The sequence below is a fragment of the Ruegeria sp. YTSA072 genome (genome assembly GCF_059610285.1).
Window position 1 is genome coordinate 234,721 of sequence record NZ_JBXWNI010000006.1, and the last position, 16,986, is coordinate 251,706.

Here is a 16,986-nt window from a genome sequence, read left to right on the forward strand (position 1 = left end):
GCGCAATCGATTTCAGAAAAATATCGCGCTCGATCAAAATCGTCTTGTATCTGGTCGACATGCAAGGATATACCCGCCAGCGGAGACGTGGCCGAGTGGTCGAAGGCGCTCCCCTGCTAAGGGAGTAGGCCCGGAAGGGTCTCGAGGGTTCGAATCCCTTCGTCTCCGCCATTACACTCTGAATCGGACGTAATCGCGAACTCATTTGTTACCGATATTGCGCGACGTTTTTGTCCGACTCGTGTGGTCCGGGTTAGACTTTCATCTCTAGTCGCGCATCTTGGAAACGGTTTAGAACGCTCGGTATATCTCCGTCAGACAGTGCGCACAGGGCTGTTGAAAGCCCATCGGCGAGCGCTGCGGAATTTGCAGATACCGACAAAATCCGGCGCGCTGGTGTTTGACCGGTGGGGCTGAGGATGTGACCGTGAGCGTCAGTCAGCATCAGGTTACCGGAATCAGAGGTCGCAACAGCTCGGTCGCGCAGAGAGATACGCTTAGTGATCTGACTTTCGGGGCCTGCCAAACCGACTTGCCAATCGCGCCCATCGTGACGTTGTCCGAGCGCTGCGATTTCCCCCATGTCGACCAAAACGTCTTGCAGCCCCTGTGATCTGAGCAGGGCAGCGATGCGATCTGTGATTGCCCCTTGCGCTACTCCATTCAGAGTCAGCGCCGACTGCCCTGGGTAGGGCAGGCGGACGCCATCGTTATTAACCGTGACCTTATCCCACCCGATGGATTTGCGGGCGGTTGTGGCGTCGTCACCGTTGATCAGAGCAGCCCAGAGAGGCTGGATTGTCGGGTCAAAAGCGCCCCCTGAATTCTGGTGCAAAACTGTGCACAGGCTGAACAGGCTCAAGAGCTCGGGCGCTGGTTGCATAAGAAACCCATCGCGGTTCAGGCGCGAAAGTTGGGATTTCGGGCGATACAGGCTGAAGATATCTTCCAGCCGTGTGACTTCGGCTTCGACGGCGGCAAAAACGGGGCGGGCTTGGGTATCTGTCAGCCCGGCCAACTGCATGCTTGCCGGTGCGCCCAACGCGGAACCACGCCACCGTGCTGCTGTAGCAGGGCTAGCGATTGCAGGGCAGGCCGCGCTTGCAGCCGAGATGGTCAGAAACCGGCGGCGAGACAGAAGGGTCATGCGGGTGTCTCCAGTAGCAGGTCCAGATCGACAGGGCCCAATACCTCGGCATCGGGAATGCCGGATAGGGGCAAAGCGGTGCCGCCATATTGGTCGATGAATGATGCGGCATCATCGGGGTTTGAAAACGGCACCACTTCACGTGCCCCCATGCCGCCCGCGACGTCGGAGCCGACAACAAAAGTGGCGACATCGGCGGCGATCCAGTTGGACACACCTGGTTGCAGCCAGTTGGGCGCGACACTCATATCACTGACATAAATGGCTGTTATGTCGGCGTCTCGCTCCGGGCTTTTGAGGTAGGCCACCATGTCCCGCACCTGCGCAAAAAACAGCGGCGTGGGGTATCCTTCCAGGTGGATCTGCCCTTTAGGGCCACCATGCTCGGCGATATTCATTTGGCAGAAGAAGCTCAGCGCATCGGGAGTCAGATCAACCGGGTCGGGAGCAACGGCGACCTCCTCTTTGCAAGCCGCCAAGGCAATCAGCGCAATCAACACAAGACGTTTCATGGCTCAACCCTCCGGAAGGCGGCACGGGCAAGAGCAAAGCCCAATACCGGCCAGATTAGCAGCGAGGCGGGCGCGGCCCAGACGGGCAGAGCTTGGGCCGCACCGGTCATGCCGGACGCCATTGCGACGCCTTCGGTCGCGGCGATGTTCCACAGCCGAAATGCGTCGGCCGGGTTGGCCACCATCACCCATGGAAAGACGGATTGGGTGAAGGTGCCGCCCTCGTCCATGACCACGGCTCCCAACAAGCCAAGATCATAGAGGACGACAAAGACCAGCCAGAGCCCGGCCGACAGACCTGCAGCCGCCGTAGCGCCCCTTGCTAAAGCAGACAGCAGGTATCCCAGCGCCAGAAAAACGGCGCCCAGCAAGATGGAGGTAAGGATTAGGCGCGCCAGAGCCATCAGACTTTCGGGGCCCGCGCCGCCGAACCAAGCGGCCACGGCGCCTGCGGTGCCGAAACCGATGGTCATGGCAAAGGCTAATGCTGCCAGATGGGCGGTGAATTTGCCCAGCAGGATTTCTCCGCGCCCGGCGGGGTAGGACAGCAGCAACGACAGACTGCCCCGGTCCACGTCGCCTGCGATGGCGTCGAAAGCGATCATCAGGGCCAGCAGCGGCGCAAGATAGACCGACAGCGTGGTCATCGAAGCGACCGAGACGGTCAGCATATCGACGCCCAGCGTCCCGGTCGGCGCGCTGCCTGCAAAGGTCAGGGCCAAGGCGAACAGCACCATGATCAGCGTGGCCATCAACAGCCAGCGGTTGCGGCGCAGGATCAACATCTCGGTGCGGGTGATGGCGAGGAAGCGGGTCATTGCATCTCCTCCTGTGCATAATGGCGGTAGAGGTCTTCAAGTTTGGGCGGGGTCATTTCCACATCCGCCACGGCGTCGCCCAGTCCGGCGATGCGGCGCAGGGCCTCCATCTTGTCATCCGGCGAGCAGAGCAGTTCCACAGATGCTCCGTTGATCCGGTTACCACCCAATTCGGCGGCAAGTGCTTCGGGGTTCGCGCTGGCACGCACTTTGAGGCGGATCGGCAGACCAGCCAGCGCAGACAGATTGTTGAGCGTGTCATCCGCGACCATTCGGCCTTGGCGCATGATGGCGATGCGGTCGGTGCGGGCTTCGACCTCGGTAAGAGCGTGGGAGGCAATCAGGACCGCTGTGCCTTGCCCGGCCAATTCATCGATGATGGCATATAGGTCTTGCCGCGAGATCGGGTCCAAACCACTTGTTGGCTCATCTAACAGCGCCACTTTCGGCTGGCCCAGTAGAACCTGCGCCAGACCCAGACGTTGCCGCATGCCTTTGGAGTATGTTCCGATCCGGCGGTCCAGAGCGTTGCCAAGGCCCACGCGGTCCAGCAGGCCGGGGACATCGGCCCTGGACCCGGAAAGCTGCGCAAATAAGGTCAACTGCTCGCGGCCCGTCAGCGCAGGATGAAACGACACTGCCTCAGGCAAATAGGCAGTATCCCGCCGCGCTTGCGCACTGCCGGGAGTGGCATCTCCGATCCAGATGGTTCCGACATGGATCGATGTCAGACCGAGGATAGATTTGATCAGGGTCGACTTGCCCGCGCCGTTATGGCCCAGCAGCGCCACGCGCTGACCAGGGGCAAGAGACAGGGTGATATCGTCAAGAACACGGGTTTTACCTCGGTCCTTGCTGACTTGGGTAATACTCAGGGCCTTATCCGTCATGAGGCACCTTTTTCATAGCTGGGGGTTCAGGGGCTTGCATCAATGGGTTGCTATCCATCACACCGCCCGGCAACAGCGCCGGGAAGGCCGATTGGGACCAGCGCACCAGCTGCACGGCGGGGGAGCCGAGCAACAGTTTGGCTGCGGGTTGGGTCCACAGCACATGGTCCATACTGTCATTGGGGCGATAAGGGGCGTCGGCGATGCCGTCGCCGTCCACGTCATAGGCGGCAAAATCGGACCAGTAATTGCCGCGTTCTTCTTCGGACCACTCGACCCATTTGGTCGAGACGTATTTCACCTGCGTCCGGTTCCCTATGAATGCGTTGCCAACGATGCGGTTGCGTTCGCTGCCAGCGGTAAAGTGGATGCCGATACCGCATCCCTCGAACCAGTTGCCGGTGAATTCGTTCTTGTTGGAGTTATAAAGGAAGGTGCATTTTTCCTTGGCACCGATCACGACGTTGCCGGTGATCTGGCTCTTGTTGGCGTAGTTCAACATCACGCCATGTTCACGGTCACCGATTGAGACGTTGTCGGCGACTTTCACATTGGTCGTGAACATCACCGCATAACCCAGATCGTTGCCGATCGAGACATTGTCACTGACAACTGAGTCGTCGGCATACATGTAATGCACCGCAAAACGCAGGTCGCGGAACAGGTTGCCGGTGAAGGTGTTCTTTTTCGACGAGTTCACAAAGATCCCGTCGCGGCCATAGCGGATGTCATTGCTATCCACCACGGAACCGGGCGCGTTCCAGACATAGACTCCGTTTCCACGGTCGTTCATTCGCTGGTCTTGGCGACCTTCAATGCGGTTACCACGAACGATGCTGTCCTTGGCACCATGAATGTCGACGCCATAAAGATTGCCCAGTAGCACGTTATCCTCGACCACCGGCGCCTTAGCCGTTTTGGTCAGCTGGATGCCACTGTCGATCCCGTCATGGCTTGAACCGGAACCGATCACTGTCAGACCCCGCACGGTTACGCCGGGCCCCGTCACGGTTATGACGCTGCCCTCGCCTTGTCCGTCAATGGTGGCCTCCCCCAGCCCGTCAATCGTGACGGGCCGGTCCAGAACCAGTGTTTCGGTGTAGACACCGGGGCTCAGGCGAAGGGTGTCTCCATCCGCCGCCTGCGCCAGTGTTTCATTGATGGCCCCCGCCCGGTTGGGCACATCCCAGTCCGCCGCCCAAAGGGGCGAGCCAAGCAGGAGCGGTATGAGCAGGGGCCAACGCATGGGTTATGCTCCCGCCGGTTCGACCAGCATCCGGCCGCGCATTTCCATATGCAGCGCGTGGCAGAACCACTGGCAATAGAACCAATGCACGCCAGGACGGTCGGCCGTGAAGGTGACCGAGGCGGTTGCCATCGGAGCCACTTCCATCGCGATACCGTAGTTGCCCAGGCAGAAGCCGTGGGTCACGTCGTCCACGTCATCTAGGTTGGTGATGTAAACCGTCACCTCGTCGCCCTGTTTGACGGTGAACTTCTCAAGGCTGAAGGTCGGGGCCTGCGAGGTCATATAGACCCGCACCTTATTGCCGTCCCGGATGGGCTCCTCGGCGCCGTCTTCCAAATCGATGCCATCAGCCTCGGCCTGTTTGCGGGCGTCTTCCCATGTGACATCGGCGCGGTCCCAGACGTTGACCGGGTTGACGATGTCGGCGCGAACCATGATCGAGTCGTGCGGCTCAGCAAAGGTCGGACCGTCGTGAACCACTTTCATCTCGTTGGATGAGATGTCGATCAGCTGTTCATTTTCGGGCTTCAGCGGGCCCGTGTTCAGGAACCGGTCTTTCGAGAACTTGTTCATCGAAATCAGCCATTTGCCGTCGGCCTCCTTGGTTTCACCCATAGTGGTCGAGTTGTGGCCCGGCTGATAGTGCACATCAACCTTCGAGATGATCGGGTCCACGTCCTCACCGGCATAGGCCTTGATGGCGTCTTCGATGTTCCACTTCACGATCTGACTGTCGAGGAACAGCGTGGTGAACGCATTTCCCTGACCGTCATAAGCGGTGTGAAGCGGGCCAAGACCCAGCTGCGGTTCACCCACAATGCAGGAGCGTGGGTCGGCATCGCTTTCGAACAGGGCGTCTAGTTTGGTGACGTCCATGATCGAAACGGTGGGCGACAGCTTGCCGTTGATGCAGACGTGCTTGCCGTCAGGCGCAGTGTTGATACCGTGCGGCGAGTTCGGGATCGGGATGTAACGGGTGTACTTCTTGTTCTGACCCTTACGGCCGTCCAGAACTTTGACGCCTTTCAGCTCCTGATAGTCACCAGCCTCGATCCCCGCCTCGATTTCTGCGAGGTTGAAGACAACGACGTGGTCCAGCTCGTTCTCGGTCATCTCGGCCAGGTTCATACCCATTTCCGAGTTGTACGAGGTCGAATAGGCGTATTTGCCCTGATAGTCGCAGTCCGTGTTGTCGAGGTTACCCGACACGATCACCTGCCACGCCACTTCCATGGTGTCGCCGTCCAGCGCGGTGAAGATGTTCACGTATTGCGACGGATCGTCCAGCACTGTGCCATCGTTGACCAGCGGGGTTTCATCCTCACCATTGGCAAAGACATAGCCGGTGCGCGGGAATTTCTGCGGACGCAGACCGTGGATCGCCTTGGCATTCGGGATCTCGGTGATCTTGTCGCATTTCATCACGTCACAGCGCACGCGGGCGACGCGGGTGTTGGCCTTGTCGTTCATGAACAGATAGCGGCCGTCATAGGTGCCGTCGGTGAACGACATGTGCGGGTGGTGCAGGTCGCCGTTGTCATAGGTTTTCATGCCGCGCTTGGCGAGAAATTCCTTGGTTTCCGGCAGCAGACCATCGGTCATGATCTTCAGCGACTCGTTGGTCTGGCCCCAACCGGTGGCCGAGCAGCGGTTGAAGACCGGCACCCGCATCAGCTCGCGCATGGAAGGGAAGCCTAGGATACGCAGTTCACCGGTCTGACCCGAGGACCAGAAGCCGTAATACTCGTCCAGTTCGCCGGGCTGCAGATTGGCATTGGCGGCGGCGCTGGCCTGTTTTGCGGTCATCAGGGTCGAACCCAGACCGGTCCCGGCCAGCACGGCGCCGGTTGCGGTTGCGCCCAGCATCCCGCGACGTGTGATGTTCAGTTTGTTGTCATGTTCCGACATGATCGTTCCTCCTTTAGGAAACGGTTTTCGGTTTGGCGTTCGGATGGTTCGCCGGTGGTTGTCCGAGTGGGGTCTTGAGATCGACCGACCCTGTCTTGGCCCGCCGCTTGAGCTGGCGGATAACGACGGGACATTTGTCCTCGGACTGGTAGAGCACCTGACAATGCAGGCAGGTGACGCACTCGTTCGGATTGATCTCACCGGTGGGGTGGATGGCCTGAACGGGGCATTCGTTGGCGCAGGTTTGACAGGGAGTGCCGCAATCCTTGTAGCGGCGCAGCCAGTCGAACATGCGAATTCGGGCGGGGATGGCCAGCGCTCCGCCCAGCGGGCAGAGATAGCGGCAGTAGAAGCGTTCGATGAACAGCCCGATCCCCAGCAGGGTCAGCGCAAAGACCACGAAGGGCCAGTCCCGCATGAATTTCAGAATGATTGCCGTCTTGAAGGGTTCGATCTCGGCATAAGTCTCGGCCAGCGGGATCGAGACGAAGCTGAGGCCGAAAAGACCCAGGAAGATCATGTATTTCGCAGGCCACAGGCGTTCGTTCAGGCCCCATGGCAGAGTCCATTGGGGGATGCGCAAAGCCCGCGCGATCTTGTTGGTCAATTCCTGCAAAGCACCGAACGGGCAGAGCCAGCCGCAATAGGCCCCACGGCCCCAGAACAGCAGCGCGGCGGCTACGGCGAACCACTGGATAAAGACCAGCGGATCCAGCAGGAAGGCATCCCATGAGAACCCAGTGCGCAGGCTGCCGGCCAGTGCCATCAGGTTCACCACGCTCAGCTGCGCATTGGCGTACCAGCCGATAAAGAACAGGGTCATGGTCAGATACCCGATGCGGAACCAGTAGAAGACCCGTGCATTCATCGTCGCGTGAAACTGGAAGAAGAAGGTTGCGGTCAGCACCAGCAGCATGACGCCAAGCACGGCGATCTCGACCGTGCGGTCCTTCCAGATGCGTTTCCAAAGTGCGGCTTTGGCCGCGGCTTCGCCCGTGGCATCGTCAACAACCGCCGGGGCGGTGACGGGCAGCAGGTATTGCTCGGGCAGCTTGTAGCCCAGATCGAAGGTCAGGAACGTCTTCTCAACCGCGCCCACGGCCCGTTGCACCAGCAATTGCAGGCGGAACGGCTCGGCGGGGTCAAACTCGGCCTCGGCAGGGATCTTGAAGATATCCAGTTCGGTGAAGCTGGGCGCATCCGGGGCCGCAACCTTGCCCAGACGCTCTTGCTGCTTGTCAAAGAACCGCACCGAATTGTCGCCCTGAATAAGCTGAATCCGGTCGAAAATTCCGCCGCGCACATAGCCTGAACCCTTGAAGCTGTAAGCCCCACGCCCCAGCACCAGAATGGCCTGTTCACCTTCGTCCAGCCACTCGGTCAGATTCTGATATTCGGCCTCGCCCAACAGGGACTTGCCGACCGATGGGACCGAGACCAGCGCCACATGCATGTCGATGAACGTGTCATTCGGCTCGCCCGGTTCCGGGCGTTTGATGGCGCGCTGATCGCCTGTGGCTGCAAAGGCGGCATTGACCTGACCGACATCCAAAGTCAGGCGCCGGACCGAGCCATCGCCGGACAGAGTGGTCCAGTCATAGACTGAGTTCTTAGCCATATCGATTTCGCGCTTGGGACCATCGGCCTGTAGCGGCGACAGACCACCCAGACCCAGCGCACGGGCTACCTTGATGCCGCCACGAACCAGGCTGTCATCAATCACCATGATCGTCACAGTCGCGCCCGAAATGATATCGAGGTCATGCCCCTCACCACCGGTCTCAGCTTCGACTTTTAGGTCCAGCCCGGCGTAACCTTCGGTCAACTCGACCATGCGCGAATTGGGGATGCCGATCAGAACAATGGGTTCCGAGTGTTTGACTAGTTTCACTCCGGCCAGAACTGCGTCGTCGTCGATGGCGGCGACCACGTGGATGGGCTTGCCGGAATAGCCGGTGGTGCCGACGAAATCCGAGGTCAGAAAAGCCCATGCGATGGTCTCGCCGCCCTTTAGAACCGGAGCAACGGGCACGTCATCGCGCACGGGACCAAAGGCATCGGCTTCGGGGGCCAACTCAGAAGGGGTGATGTCAGGCAGGAAGCTGGCGAGGCTGTCAGCATGGGCACTGATCGCCATCAGGCAGGACAGGGTAAGGGCCAGCAGGAATTGGATTGCGCGACTTACGGCCACAGCGCACCTCCGGAAACTTGGATTGACGCTATGGACGCGCGCTGGGCGCGTTCGAGGTATTTCTTGGGCGCAGCCGGGGGGCCACGGGTTTCAGGCCACAATCGTTTCAAGCTGCAGACCTGAACCAGATCGCGGGGCGAAGAGTGTTCGGTGTGAATAGCGTTGTCCCGTGCCAGGAAAGGCCAGTTCGGCACCGGGGCAGCCGAGGTGACAGCACACAGGGCGCAATCGGCGCATTTGGGGCAGGGCGCGGTTGGGTCCAAGCCTTCCTCCTCAAGGTCTATCTGGACCCAGACCGCCCCTGCCTCCGAGCAGATTTCCACCCACATGCTTTGGCCGGGACTCGCCAGCGCCGGACCGATCGTTTGCAACAACAGCATAAGGATACCCGCCAACGCACACGTCGCACGTAACGCGCGAACAGGGAGGCTGTGCAGAGGGCTAAGGGCGGGCATGGAGAATCCAACTCGGAAATCGTTCCTAAGTCGTAGGGGATTCTCGCTTGGTGATACTTGACTTCGGTTAGGCTGCAGGAAATTTCGCGTTATTCGTCCGCTTCATCCATCAGCCCGCGCAACCAACGCCCTGCCAACCACGCGGCGGGTACGCCCAGGGGAATTGACCACAGGATCGCGGCTACAGGCGTAATCACGCCAAACCCGGCGCTGTTGGCGATCAGCCCCGCTAGAAACAGGTTGATGGCCACGGTCAAAGCCGTGGCCGGATACAAAAGGATGGCCAGTTTCCAGACCGGCCAATTGCCCTCAGTGGCTGGTGCCTTCCGAGAAGGTGATTTTGTTCCAGACATTGTATTTCCCTGAAGGTTTGCGCATCGGCAGGCGGCGGACCTCTTCCAATGTTTGCGCGTCATAGACAATAACCGCGCCATCATCTTCCCAGATGGACACGAGTGCGTGGCTGCCATCTTTGGTGAATTCCACATGAGCCACGGTTTGACCGGGGGCCGGGCGCAGAGTCTTAACGATTTCAAGACTCTGCTTGTCGATCACATGCATAGCGTCCTTGTTGGGTCCAAAGAACACATCGGCCCAGACGTAAGGAGAATTCTCATGGCTGCGCATGAAAAACCCCGGCCCTTCGGTTTTGATCTGCTTAACAGTTTTCCAGGTCTCCATATCGATCACGGAAACGGTGCCATCGGTCAGGTGCGGCGTTGCCATCACGGTCGTATCGCCATACCTCCACGTGATCCCCGAGCCCAGGTGCGGCATCCCCGGCAGATCCAGATCGGCGACCTTCTGACCGATGACCAGATCAATCACCTGACCGCCCTCGCCGCCGCGGGATGCGCCCATGACGTATTCATAGCTCTGGTCGAAAAAGAAATCATCCAGATAGTCCGGCGTGGTGATCTTGCGCACCGGGAAAGGGTCAGGGTTTTTGAATTGTCCTTCGATGCGGAAATCATGACCGATACCAAATTGAGGAGGATTGGCCCCGTAGAAGACCTCCCAGATCTCGGGCACATCCTTGAGGGCCAGAACAAAGCTCTCGCGTGGGGGGGCCTGATAGACCGCCGAAACGCGGCTGGGCTTGCCCTTCTTGCTTTTGATGTCGATGACCTTGACCACGGACAGGTCTTCGGTCGACAGCAAGGTCAGGCTGTTGGGCAGGTAGTTTGCCACTGCCACCCATTTGCCATCGCCCGACATGGCGATGTTGCGACTGTTTAGGCCAGCGCGCACGCGGCCAACCTGTTCCAAGGCCCAGATGTCATACTTCTGGACCCAGCCATCACGTGACAAGATGAACACATATCGCCCGTCTGGGCTGAATTTTGGACCGCCATGAACGGCAAAGGGTGTCTCGAACCGGTCCAAAACCTCGAAAGTGTCACCGTCCAGCACGCTGACATGATGGTCCCCTGTCTCAACAGCCAGAGTAATGTTCATCGGGTCGCTGTCCCAGATGGGTGCTTCAACTGCGACGTAATTCTCGTCCAGAATTCGGCTGGCCATTATGTCGGCCTCACCCCACTCGGGATCGCTTTCCAGCGGTGATTTCAACCAACCCGCCAGTTCTTCAATCTGCAAAGCGTCGAGCTCGTGCGAGAAGGCAGGCATTTGGGTCGCGGTCCGCCCTTCGGCGATAACCGCGGCAACGCGGGGGCCGCGCATCCGCTTCAGCGTTTCAGGGATAAGCGCCGGACCAACGCCGCCTAAGCGGTTTTCGCCGTGGCAGGACGCACAAAATTCAGCATAATCCGAAGGAGCGTCGGCCCACGCGGTTCCGAACAACAACAGTGAGCAGAGAGTGCCGAGTTTGAGTGTCTTAGAAGAACTGATGCGCCGGATCATGGCGTTTCCCCCGGAACGGCGTGACCTGCAGGCGTTCGCCCGCGTCATCCACGCCGATTTCTTGGTTTGACAGATAGCATGCCGGATCTTCCGCCCACGGGTCGCCGGTCACCTGCAAAGCTCGGATACGGGTGTTGCCACCACAGACATCCTTGAGCTGACAGGCGCCGCAGCGCCCTTTCAGGGGGCGGGGACGTGTGCGCAGCATGGCCAGCATCGGATCATCGCTGGTCCAAAGTTCCGAGAACGACCGGGTCTTCACATTGCCGACAGCGTAGTCCGACCAGTAAGTGTCGGGGTGTACGCGGCCTAGATTGTCGATATTGGCCACGCCCAGGCCGCTGGAGTTGCCACCCCATGCCGCCAGATGCTCGCGTACATGAGCTGTTTTTTCAGCATCGAAACGCGCGCGGACCCAGTTCAGGAAATACCCCGCGTCAGCGTCATTATTACCGGTCACGATATCCAGAGGACGACCACCCGAGGCAGCCTCCCATGCGCGCTCCAACAGCAGGTCCAGCCCGTTCCGTGTGCGCAGATGTTCAGCATCTTCGCCTCGGTTCTTGTCTCCACGACCGGCATAGACCAGATGGGACAAGTAGAACTTGTCTACACCCTCGTCATCGCACAATTGCAGCAGATCAGGCAGATGGTGTTGAGTGCCCTCGGTCAGGCAAAATCGAAGACCCACTTTGATGCCGCGCTTTTTACATTCGCGAACACCGCGCAGGGCGTCGGCAAAGGCACCCTCGACACCGCGAAACCAATCGTTCGTGGCCCCGATACCGTCCAGCGAGATACCTACATAGTTGAACCCCACATCGGCAATCATATCCGCGGTTTCGTCATAGATCCGCGTGCCGTTGGTCGACAATGCCAGCATCGGTACCAGATCGCGGGCCCGTTTGGCGATGTCAAAGAAATCGAACCGGTCCAGTGGTTCTCCACCCGAGAGGATCAGGGCCGGGACGCGAAATTGGCCCAGATCCTGAAGGGTTACCATGGCTTGCTCATGGCTGAGCTCACCGGGGAAGGCCACATCCGCTGAAACGGTATAGCAATGGCGGCATTTCAAATTACAGCGCCGCGTCAGGTTCCAGATAACCACCGGTTTCACCGGGCCGGAGCGGCGTTTGCGCACCAAGGTCGGATTGACCAGTTGGTGCATGTATTCGGTCAGGCGGAACAAGTCTCAGCCTTTCTTTTTCAGTCGCAGCCCGGTCTTTTTCAGGATGCGCGTGGAATAAAGGATATCTTTGGCCCTGCAGGCATCGCCCAGAATGGCCGTGATCTCGGCCCGTTTTTCCTCGACCTCGTCACGGTCCGAACCATGGACCATGGCAAACAGGTTATAGGGCCAGTCGGGCAGGGCGCGGGGGCGTTCATAGCAATGGGTGACAAAGGGCAACGCGCCGATCCGGGCGCCTAATTCGGTGATCCGGTCGTCATCCACATCCCAGACGGTCATCCCGTTCGATGTCATGCCCAATTTGTAGTGGTTCGGCGCGGCAGCGATGCGACGGATCACACCGCGCGACTTGAACTCAGCCAAGCGGTACAAAAGGGCATCTTCATCCATGCCAAGTATCTCGGCCACCTGCGCATAAGGCGCGGGCACAAGGGGCAGCCCGCCTTGCAGCGCCTCGATAATCTCTCGATCTGTTGCGTCGATCATGCCGCCACCCGAAAGCCGATGAAAAATTCCTGTAGTTTGGGGAAACGAAGAACGCAGATCCCCGTTTCCCGTTCGATTGCATCAGCAGTGCCCACGATCCCCTCGGGAGTTTCGGTGGCCAGCACGAACCACATGTTCAGCCGGTGCGCACGTTCATAATTGTGGGCAACCTCTGCATGCGCATTGACTTTGGTCAGGACGGTTTCGAATTCTTCAGTTGGCACCGCCATTGCACACAGGCAAAAAGCGCCCCCCATGGCGGCGGCGTCGAAGAACGGACCAAAGCGCGTGATCACTCGGCTGTCTTTCATACGGGTCAGGCGGTTAAGCACTTCGCTTTCAGGAATGCCCAACTCCTCTGCCACGGCTGCATAAGGGTGCGATACCAAGGGTAGATCGTCCTGCATCCGGTTCAGGATCGCGCGATCGGTTCCATCCAGTTTCATGCGGCGGCCTCTTTCGGTTGGATCAGCGCGCCGGTCTGTTTGAAACAGCGCGTCGAGAACAAAACCTTGTGCTGCGCGCCAAACAGGTCCGGCAGCGCGCGCGCACTGGCCAAAATCTCCAGAGCTTCGCTGCGGGTGCGGGCGTGGATCATTGAGTAAAGGCGATAAGGCCAGACCCCTTCGGCCGGACACCGTTCATAGCACAAGGTCACTCCGGGGTGGGCTGCAAGGGCAGGACCGGCGGCGTCGATCTGTTCGGATGGCAAGTCCCAGACAACCATTGCGTTGGCTGACCATCCGAGCGCACGGTGGCGCACGATCACGCCCAGGCGCGAGATGATACCGGCTCTGTGCAGTACCTCGATCCGATCCATCACACCCGCAGCGTCGCGACCTATTGACTGGGCCAGCACGGCATAGGGTTCAGTGACCAGCGGCAAACCCGAACTGAGGGCTTGAAGCAACGCGCGATCGCCGTCTTTCAAGACCGATCGATCTATCTTGCGCGGGCTTGGAACGTTTCGGGTCTTGCCGGACATGCGAAACCCCAGATCCACGTTGAACGGACGAACCAACCGAAGGTCGAGAACCTGCAGCCCTGTGCGCTGGGCGATCCGAGCCAGCGTGTCATTTACATGCGCCCGGTCTGGACCGGTTGCCACGAACCAGAGGTTCCATTTGTCCTCGCGCTGGTAGTTATGGTTCACACCCGGTTCGGCGTCGATGATAGCGGCCACTTCTTCCAGGCGTTCACCCGGTGCAGCGACGGCGGCCAGAGTGCTGGCAGAAACCGCGCCAGGGGCAATGGTCGCGCCGACTCTCGTAATCCGGCCGGTCGCCCGCATTCGGGCTAGGCGATCCAACACTTCAATCTCGTCCAGCCCCAACGTGAAAGCCAAAACCTGGAAAGGGCGGTCCGTTACTGGAAAATTGCGTTGAAAATCATCCAGCAGGCGGCGATCGATCGGGTCGGTGATATGTTCCATCGCCTACAGCCCCGTTTTGTGCGCGCGGGCGGTGAAGAAGATGCCAGATGGGCTGTCCGCCTCGATCTCGCGCAGCTTTTGGAAAGTTTGTGTGTCGTAGACGATTACCTTGTTGGCATCCCGCACGCTGATCCAGACCTCATGCCCGCGCGGGGTGAACTCCATATGCAGCACTGCAGGCCCCGGTTTGAACTCGTGGATGATCTCTTTGCTGACACTGTCGATCACCTGGATCGTGTCGTTCAGCGGGTGGGCAAAGTTCACCCAGACCTCTCGCCCGTCCGGTCGCGACATGGCAAAGACAGGCTGGCCATGGGTTTGGGTGCGCCCGGTTTCCGTCAGGGTATCGGCGTCGATCCAGAGCACCTCGTGATGGCCGACGGCGGGCAGCACAAACTCGCGCCCCGTTAATGCCCAGCCTTCCAGATGGGGCATCTTGTAGACGGGCATCTCTTTCTGACCACGACCATAGTCGGGTAACACGCGGATCGGTTCGGGGCTGTCGGCCCAGAGGTCCAGCGCTGTCAGCCCGTCTTCGCCGAATAGCCCGGTGATGTAGGTCCGACCATTGGCGGTGATAAGCGCATCATAGGGGTTCTTGCCCATGTCGAAGATCTTGGTGATTTCTGGCTTGCCCGCCGAGAAATCGGCAATCCAGGTCTCGCCCGTGTCCCACATCGTGAACACAAACCGACGGCCCGGCGCATCGACCAGACCGATGGTTTTGCTATCGGTGGGGATGTCGGCAACCATTTCAAGCGTATCGGCATCAAAGACCCGCACACCGCCGGGTTCATAATTTGAGACGGCCACCAGTTGACCGTCATCCGAAATCGCGCCGCCAATTGCATTGCCCGCCTGCACGACTCTGTTCACGATCTGGCGTGTGACGATATCGACCTTTGTCAGGCCCCCATCACGGCCAAAAACATAGGCAAAGCGTTCATCAGGCGAATAGACCAGCGAGGCATGGGACAGGTCGCCCAGCCCTTCGATCCGCGCCAGCGCGACACGGTCTGATTGATCAATCAGCAAGACCGAGCCCTTGGCCCGTTCGATCACCAGGCCTAAGTCGCCGGTGGCGGTGGGTTCGGCTTGCGCCGTTGTCATCATCAGGATGGCCGCGAGGCCAAGGAAAAAGTGTTTCATTGTTCCTCCTGTTCCAGCAGGTAATGGGCGATCCATTCGGCCTCTTCTTCGCTGATCAGGGGCCGCCACGGGGGCATTGCAGTGCCGGGGATACCGTCAAGGATGACGTCGGTCAGAACGTTTGCATCGTAATGCTCCAACGATTTGGACCGCAGATCCGGCCCAAGACCGCCTTTCAGAGACAACCCGTGGCAAGAGCCGCAATCCTGATGCACAAGCCGCTTGAGCGCGTTGCCATCAAGCACATCGGCGGCAAGGGCTGACGTTGCTATGAGGACGGCCGTTGTGAGTAAAGCGCGTGAGGCCCATGCTGGAAGCCCGCCATTCGATTGGACGACACTAACCATGGGCCTGCTCCAGCAGGTTCGTCACGGGTTGATCCGCATAAAGGGTAACCACTTGCCCGACGATAAACAGCGTCGGGGCCTTCAGATCCGCCTCGCGCACATCCGCCGCCAATTTGTCCAGTCTTGAAATAAGTCGACGCTCGTCTGGCGTTGTCGCTTTGCCTACGGCCAAAACAGGCGTCGAGCCCGGCAGGTTTTCCGTCATCAGGCCCATGGCGATCTGACCGATATTTGCGACACCCATGTAGATGACTAGCGTCGCGTCAGGATCGGCCAGCCGTTTCCAATCCAAGTCCAGCACTTTGTCGGCTTGCCTGTGACCGGTGACATATTGGACCGATGTTGCCAGGCCGCGATGGGTCAGCGGCACGCCAGTGGAACTGGATGCCCCCTGTGCCGCTGTGATGCCTGGCGCGTATTCAATGGCGATACCGTGCGCCATCAGATACGCGGCCTCTTCAGAGCCGCGGCCAAAGATCATCGGGTCGCCACCCTTCAAACGCGCTACGGTGTGACCAGCGCGGGCCTCTTTTGCCAAAATGTCATTAATGCGGTCCTGCGGCACCGTATGGCACTTGGGCGCTTTGCCGACCGGGATCAGCCGCGCGCCGGGGGCATGCAGGTCCAGAATGTCGGCCGAAACCAGCCGGTCATAAACAACCACATCGGCCTCTTGCAGCATACGCAGTGCGCGCAGGGTCATGAGTTCGGGGTCGCCGGGACCGGCACCAATCAGAAAAACCTTACCGCTCATGTGCAAACTCGCTTGGTCTGAATGTCTTCGAAACCCGGGTCCATTCGGCGAATTGAGGACGTCGCTGGGCCAACCGGGCGTGTCATGCTGGTAGGTTTGCGCATTAACTGCGCTGTTTCCTTGACTAAAGTTAAGGAGCGCGGGATTTGCGCCCGCGCTCCTTTCTTTCTGCCTGTATTTTTGCCTCGGCTCAGGGTTCGACTGTGATCATTCCGATCATGTTCTGTGTTTCCCAATGCGGGCCGCACAGGTATTCCTGCGGACCCGGGGTAAGGAAGGTAATCTCGACCGTTTCTTCAGGGAACAACCGGTCGCTTTCCGGCTTGCCGCCATCCTTCAGCAAGACCGAGTGGCTGGTCCGCTTGTCGACGTTGACCCAGCGGACAGTGGTGCCAGCCTTCACGGTCAGTTCGGATGGGCAGAAGCTGTACTTGTACATCAGCACCACCTCGGCATCCTCGACCGCCGAGGTTGGTTGACCCAAAAGCTCGACATAACGGTCCTCAGCCTCGGCGCAGATCTCGGCGGCCTCATCCGCCCATGCGGGCAAAGACAGAAGAAGCAAGGCGGGAAGAAGGCGTTGAGGTTTCATCGTC

At 59.4% G+C, this 16,986-nt stretch carries 18 protein-coding genes and 1 tRNA gene; 1 reads left to right on the plus strand and 18 read right to left on the minus strand.

Annotation, left to right across the window (positions count from 1 at the left end):
• The first annotated feature begins 81 nt into the window (after nucleotides 1–81).
• Nucleotides 82–171: transfer RNA gene (locus AC2FIB_RS12945), tRNA-Ser, on the plus strand.
• 82 nt (nucleotides 172–253) lie between these two features.
• Here AC2FIB_RS12945 and AC2FIB_RS12950 read toward each other — a convergent pair.
• From AC2FIB_RS12950 to AC2FIB_RS13035, 18 genes are all read right to left on the minus strand, one after another.
• Nucleotides 254–1,147 (minus strand): FAD:protein FMN transferase, encoded by an 894-nt coding sequence (locus AC2FIB_RS12950; RefSeq protein WP_282121456.1) that lies wholly within the window; start codon nucleotides 1,145–1,147, stop codon nucleotides 254–256.
• Nucleotides 1,144–1,659 (minus strand): nitrous oxide reductase accessory protein NosL, encoded by a 516-nt coding sequence (locus AC2FIB_RS12955; protein WP_496734919.1) that lies wholly within the window; start codon nucleotides 1,657–1,659, stop codon nucleotides 1,144–1,146. The genes AC2FIB_RS12950 and AC2FIB_RS12955 overlap by 4 nt, the downstream gene beginning before the upstream one ends.
• Nucleotides 1,656–2,477: an ABC transporter permease gene (locus tag AC2FIB_RS12960; RefSeq protein ID WP_496734917.1), complete on the minus strand. Its 822-nt coding sequence runs from the start codon at nucleotides 2,475–2,477 to the stop codon at nucleotides 1,656–1,658. Before AC2FIB_RS12960 ends, AC2FIB_RS12955 begins: the two co-directional genes overlap by 4 nt.
• The gene (locus tag AC2FIB_RS12965) at nucleotides 2,474–3,367 is read right to left on the minus strand and encodes an ABC transporter ATP-binding protein (protein ID WP_496734916.1); all 894 of its coding nucleotides are present in this window, start codon (nucleotides 3,365–3,367) and stop codon (nucleotides 2,474–2,476) included. Before AC2FIB_RS12965 ends, AC2FIB_RS12960 begins: the two co-directional genes overlap by 4 nt.
• Entirely contained in the window at nucleotides 3,357–4,613 is a 1,257-nt protein-coding gene (locus AC2FIB_RS12970) for a nitrous oxide reductase family maturation protein NosD (RefSeq protein WP_496734914.1), read from the minus strand. Before AC2FIB_RS12970 ends, AC2FIB_RS12965 begins: the two co-directional genes overlap by 11 nt.
• A gap of 3 nt (nucleotides 4,614–4,616) precedes the next feature.
• The gene (gene nosZ, locus AC2FIB_RS12975; RefSeq protein ID WP_496734913.1) at nucleotides 4,617–6,524 is read right to left on the minus strand and encodes a TAT-dependent nitrous-oxide reductase; all 1,908 of its coding nucleotides are present in this window, start codon (nucleotides 6,522–6,524) and stop codon (nucleotides 4,617–4,619) included.
• A gap of 13 nt (nucleotides 6,525–6,537) precedes the next feature.
• Complete coding sequence (locus tag AC2FIB_RS12980; RefSeq protein WP_496735205.1) at nucleotides 6,538–8,661, minus strand: 4Fe-4S binding protein; 2,124 nt, start codon at nucleotides 8,659–8,661, stop codon at nucleotides 6,538–6,540.
• A 44-nt stretch (nucleotides 8,662–8,705) separates the two neighbouring features.
• On the minus strand, nucleotides 8,706–9,170 hold the full coding sequence (locus tag AC2FIB_RS12985) for a hypothetical protein (protein WP_496734911.1): 465 nt from the start codon (nucleotides 9,168–9,170) through the stop codon (nucleotides 8,706–8,708).
• A gap of 89 nt (nucleotides 9,171–9,259) precedes the next feature.
• Nucleotides 9,260–9,523 carry a hypothetical protein gene (locus AC2FIB_RS12990; protein ID WP_058274926.1) on the minus strand — a complete coding sequence of 88 codons (264 nt, stop codon included), beginning with the start codon at nucleotides 9,521–9,523 and terminating at the stop codon, nucleotides 9,260–9,262.
• Nucleotides 9,480–11,033, minus strand: a complete 1,554-nt coding sequence (locus tag AC2FIB_RS12995) for a cytochrome D1 domain-containing protein (protein WP_496734909.1) — start codon at nucleotides 11,031–11,033, stop codon at nucleotides 9,480–9,482. Before AC2FIB_RS12995 ends, AC2FIB_RS12990 begins: the two co-directional genes overlap by 44 nt.
• Nucleotides 11,008–12,222 carry a heme d1 biosynthesis radical SAM protein NirJ gene (gene nirJ / locus AC2FIB_RS13000; RefSeq protein ID WP_496842216.1) on the minus strand — a complete coding sequence of 405 codons (1,215 nt, stop codon included), beginning with the start codon at nucleotides 12,220–12,222 and terminating at the stop codon, nucleotides 11,008–11,010. Before nirJ ends, AC2FIB_RS12995 begins: the two co-directional genes overlap by 26 nt.
• Nucleotides 12,223–12,225: 3 nt before the next feature.
• Nucleotides 12,226–12,708, minus strand: a complete 483-nt coding sequence (ahbB, locus tag AC2FIB_RS13005) for a siroheme decarboxylase subunit beta (RefSeq protein ID WP_496734905.1) — start codon at nucleotides 12,706–12,708, stop codon at nucleotides 12,226–12,228.
• Nucleotides 12,705–13,154 carry an Lrp/AsnC family transcriptional regulator gene (locus AC2FIB_RS13010; protein WP_496734904.1) on the minus strand — a complete coding sequence of 150 codons (450 nt, stop codon included), beginning with the start codon at nucleotides 13,152–13,154 and terminating at the stop codon, nucleotides 12,705–12,707. The genes ahbB (AC2FIB_RS13005) and AC2FIB_RS13010 overlap by 4 nt, the downstream gene beginning before the upstream one ends.
• Nucleotides 13,151–14,140: a siroheme decarboxylase subunit beta gene (ahbB, locus tag AC2FIB_RS13015; RefSeq protein WP_496734902.1), complete on the minus strand. Its 990-nt coding sequence runs from the start codon at nucleotides 14,138–14,140 to the stop codon at nucleotides 13,151–13,153. Before ahbB (AC2FIB_RS13015) ends, AC2FIB_RS13010 begins: the two co-directional genes overlap by 4 nt.
• A 3-nt stretch (nucleotides 14,141–14,143) precedes the next feature.
• Complete coding sequence (locus AC2FIB_RS13020; RefSeq protein ID WP_496734900.1) at nucleotides 14,144–15,289, minus strand: cytochrome D1 domain-containing protein; 1,146 nt, start codon at nucleotides 15,287–15,289, stop codon at nucleotides 14,144–14,146.
• Nucleotides 15,286–15,636 (minus strand): c-type cytochrome, encoded by a 351-nt coding sequence (locus AC2FIB_RS13025; protein ID WP_282152363.1) that lies wholly within the window; start codon nucleotides 15,634–15,636, stop codon nucleotides 15,286–15,288. The genes AC2FIB_RS13020 and AC2FIB_RS13025 overlap by 4 nt, the downstream gene beginning before the upstream one ends.
• Nucleotides 15,629–16,390 carry a uroporphyrinogen-III C-methyltransferase gene (gene cobA, locus AC2FIB_RS13030; RefSeq protein WP_496734898.1) on the minus strand — a complete coding sequence of 254 codons (762 nt, stop codon included), beginning with the start codon at nucleotides 16,388–16,390 and terminating at the stop codon, nucleotides 15,629–15,631. The genes AC2FIB_RS13025 and cobA overlap by 8 nt, the downstream gene beginning before the upstream one ends.
• A gap of 190 nt (nucleotides 16,391–16,580) precedes the next feature.
• The gene (locus AC2FIB_RS13035) at nucleotides 16,581–16,982 is read right to left on the minus strand and encodes a cupredoxin domain-containing protein (protein ID WP_496842217.1); all 402 of its coding nucleotides are present in this window, start codon (nucleotides 16,980–16,982) and stop codon (nucleotides 16,581–16,583) included.
• Nucleotides 16,983–16,986 lie beyond the last annotated feature (4 nt).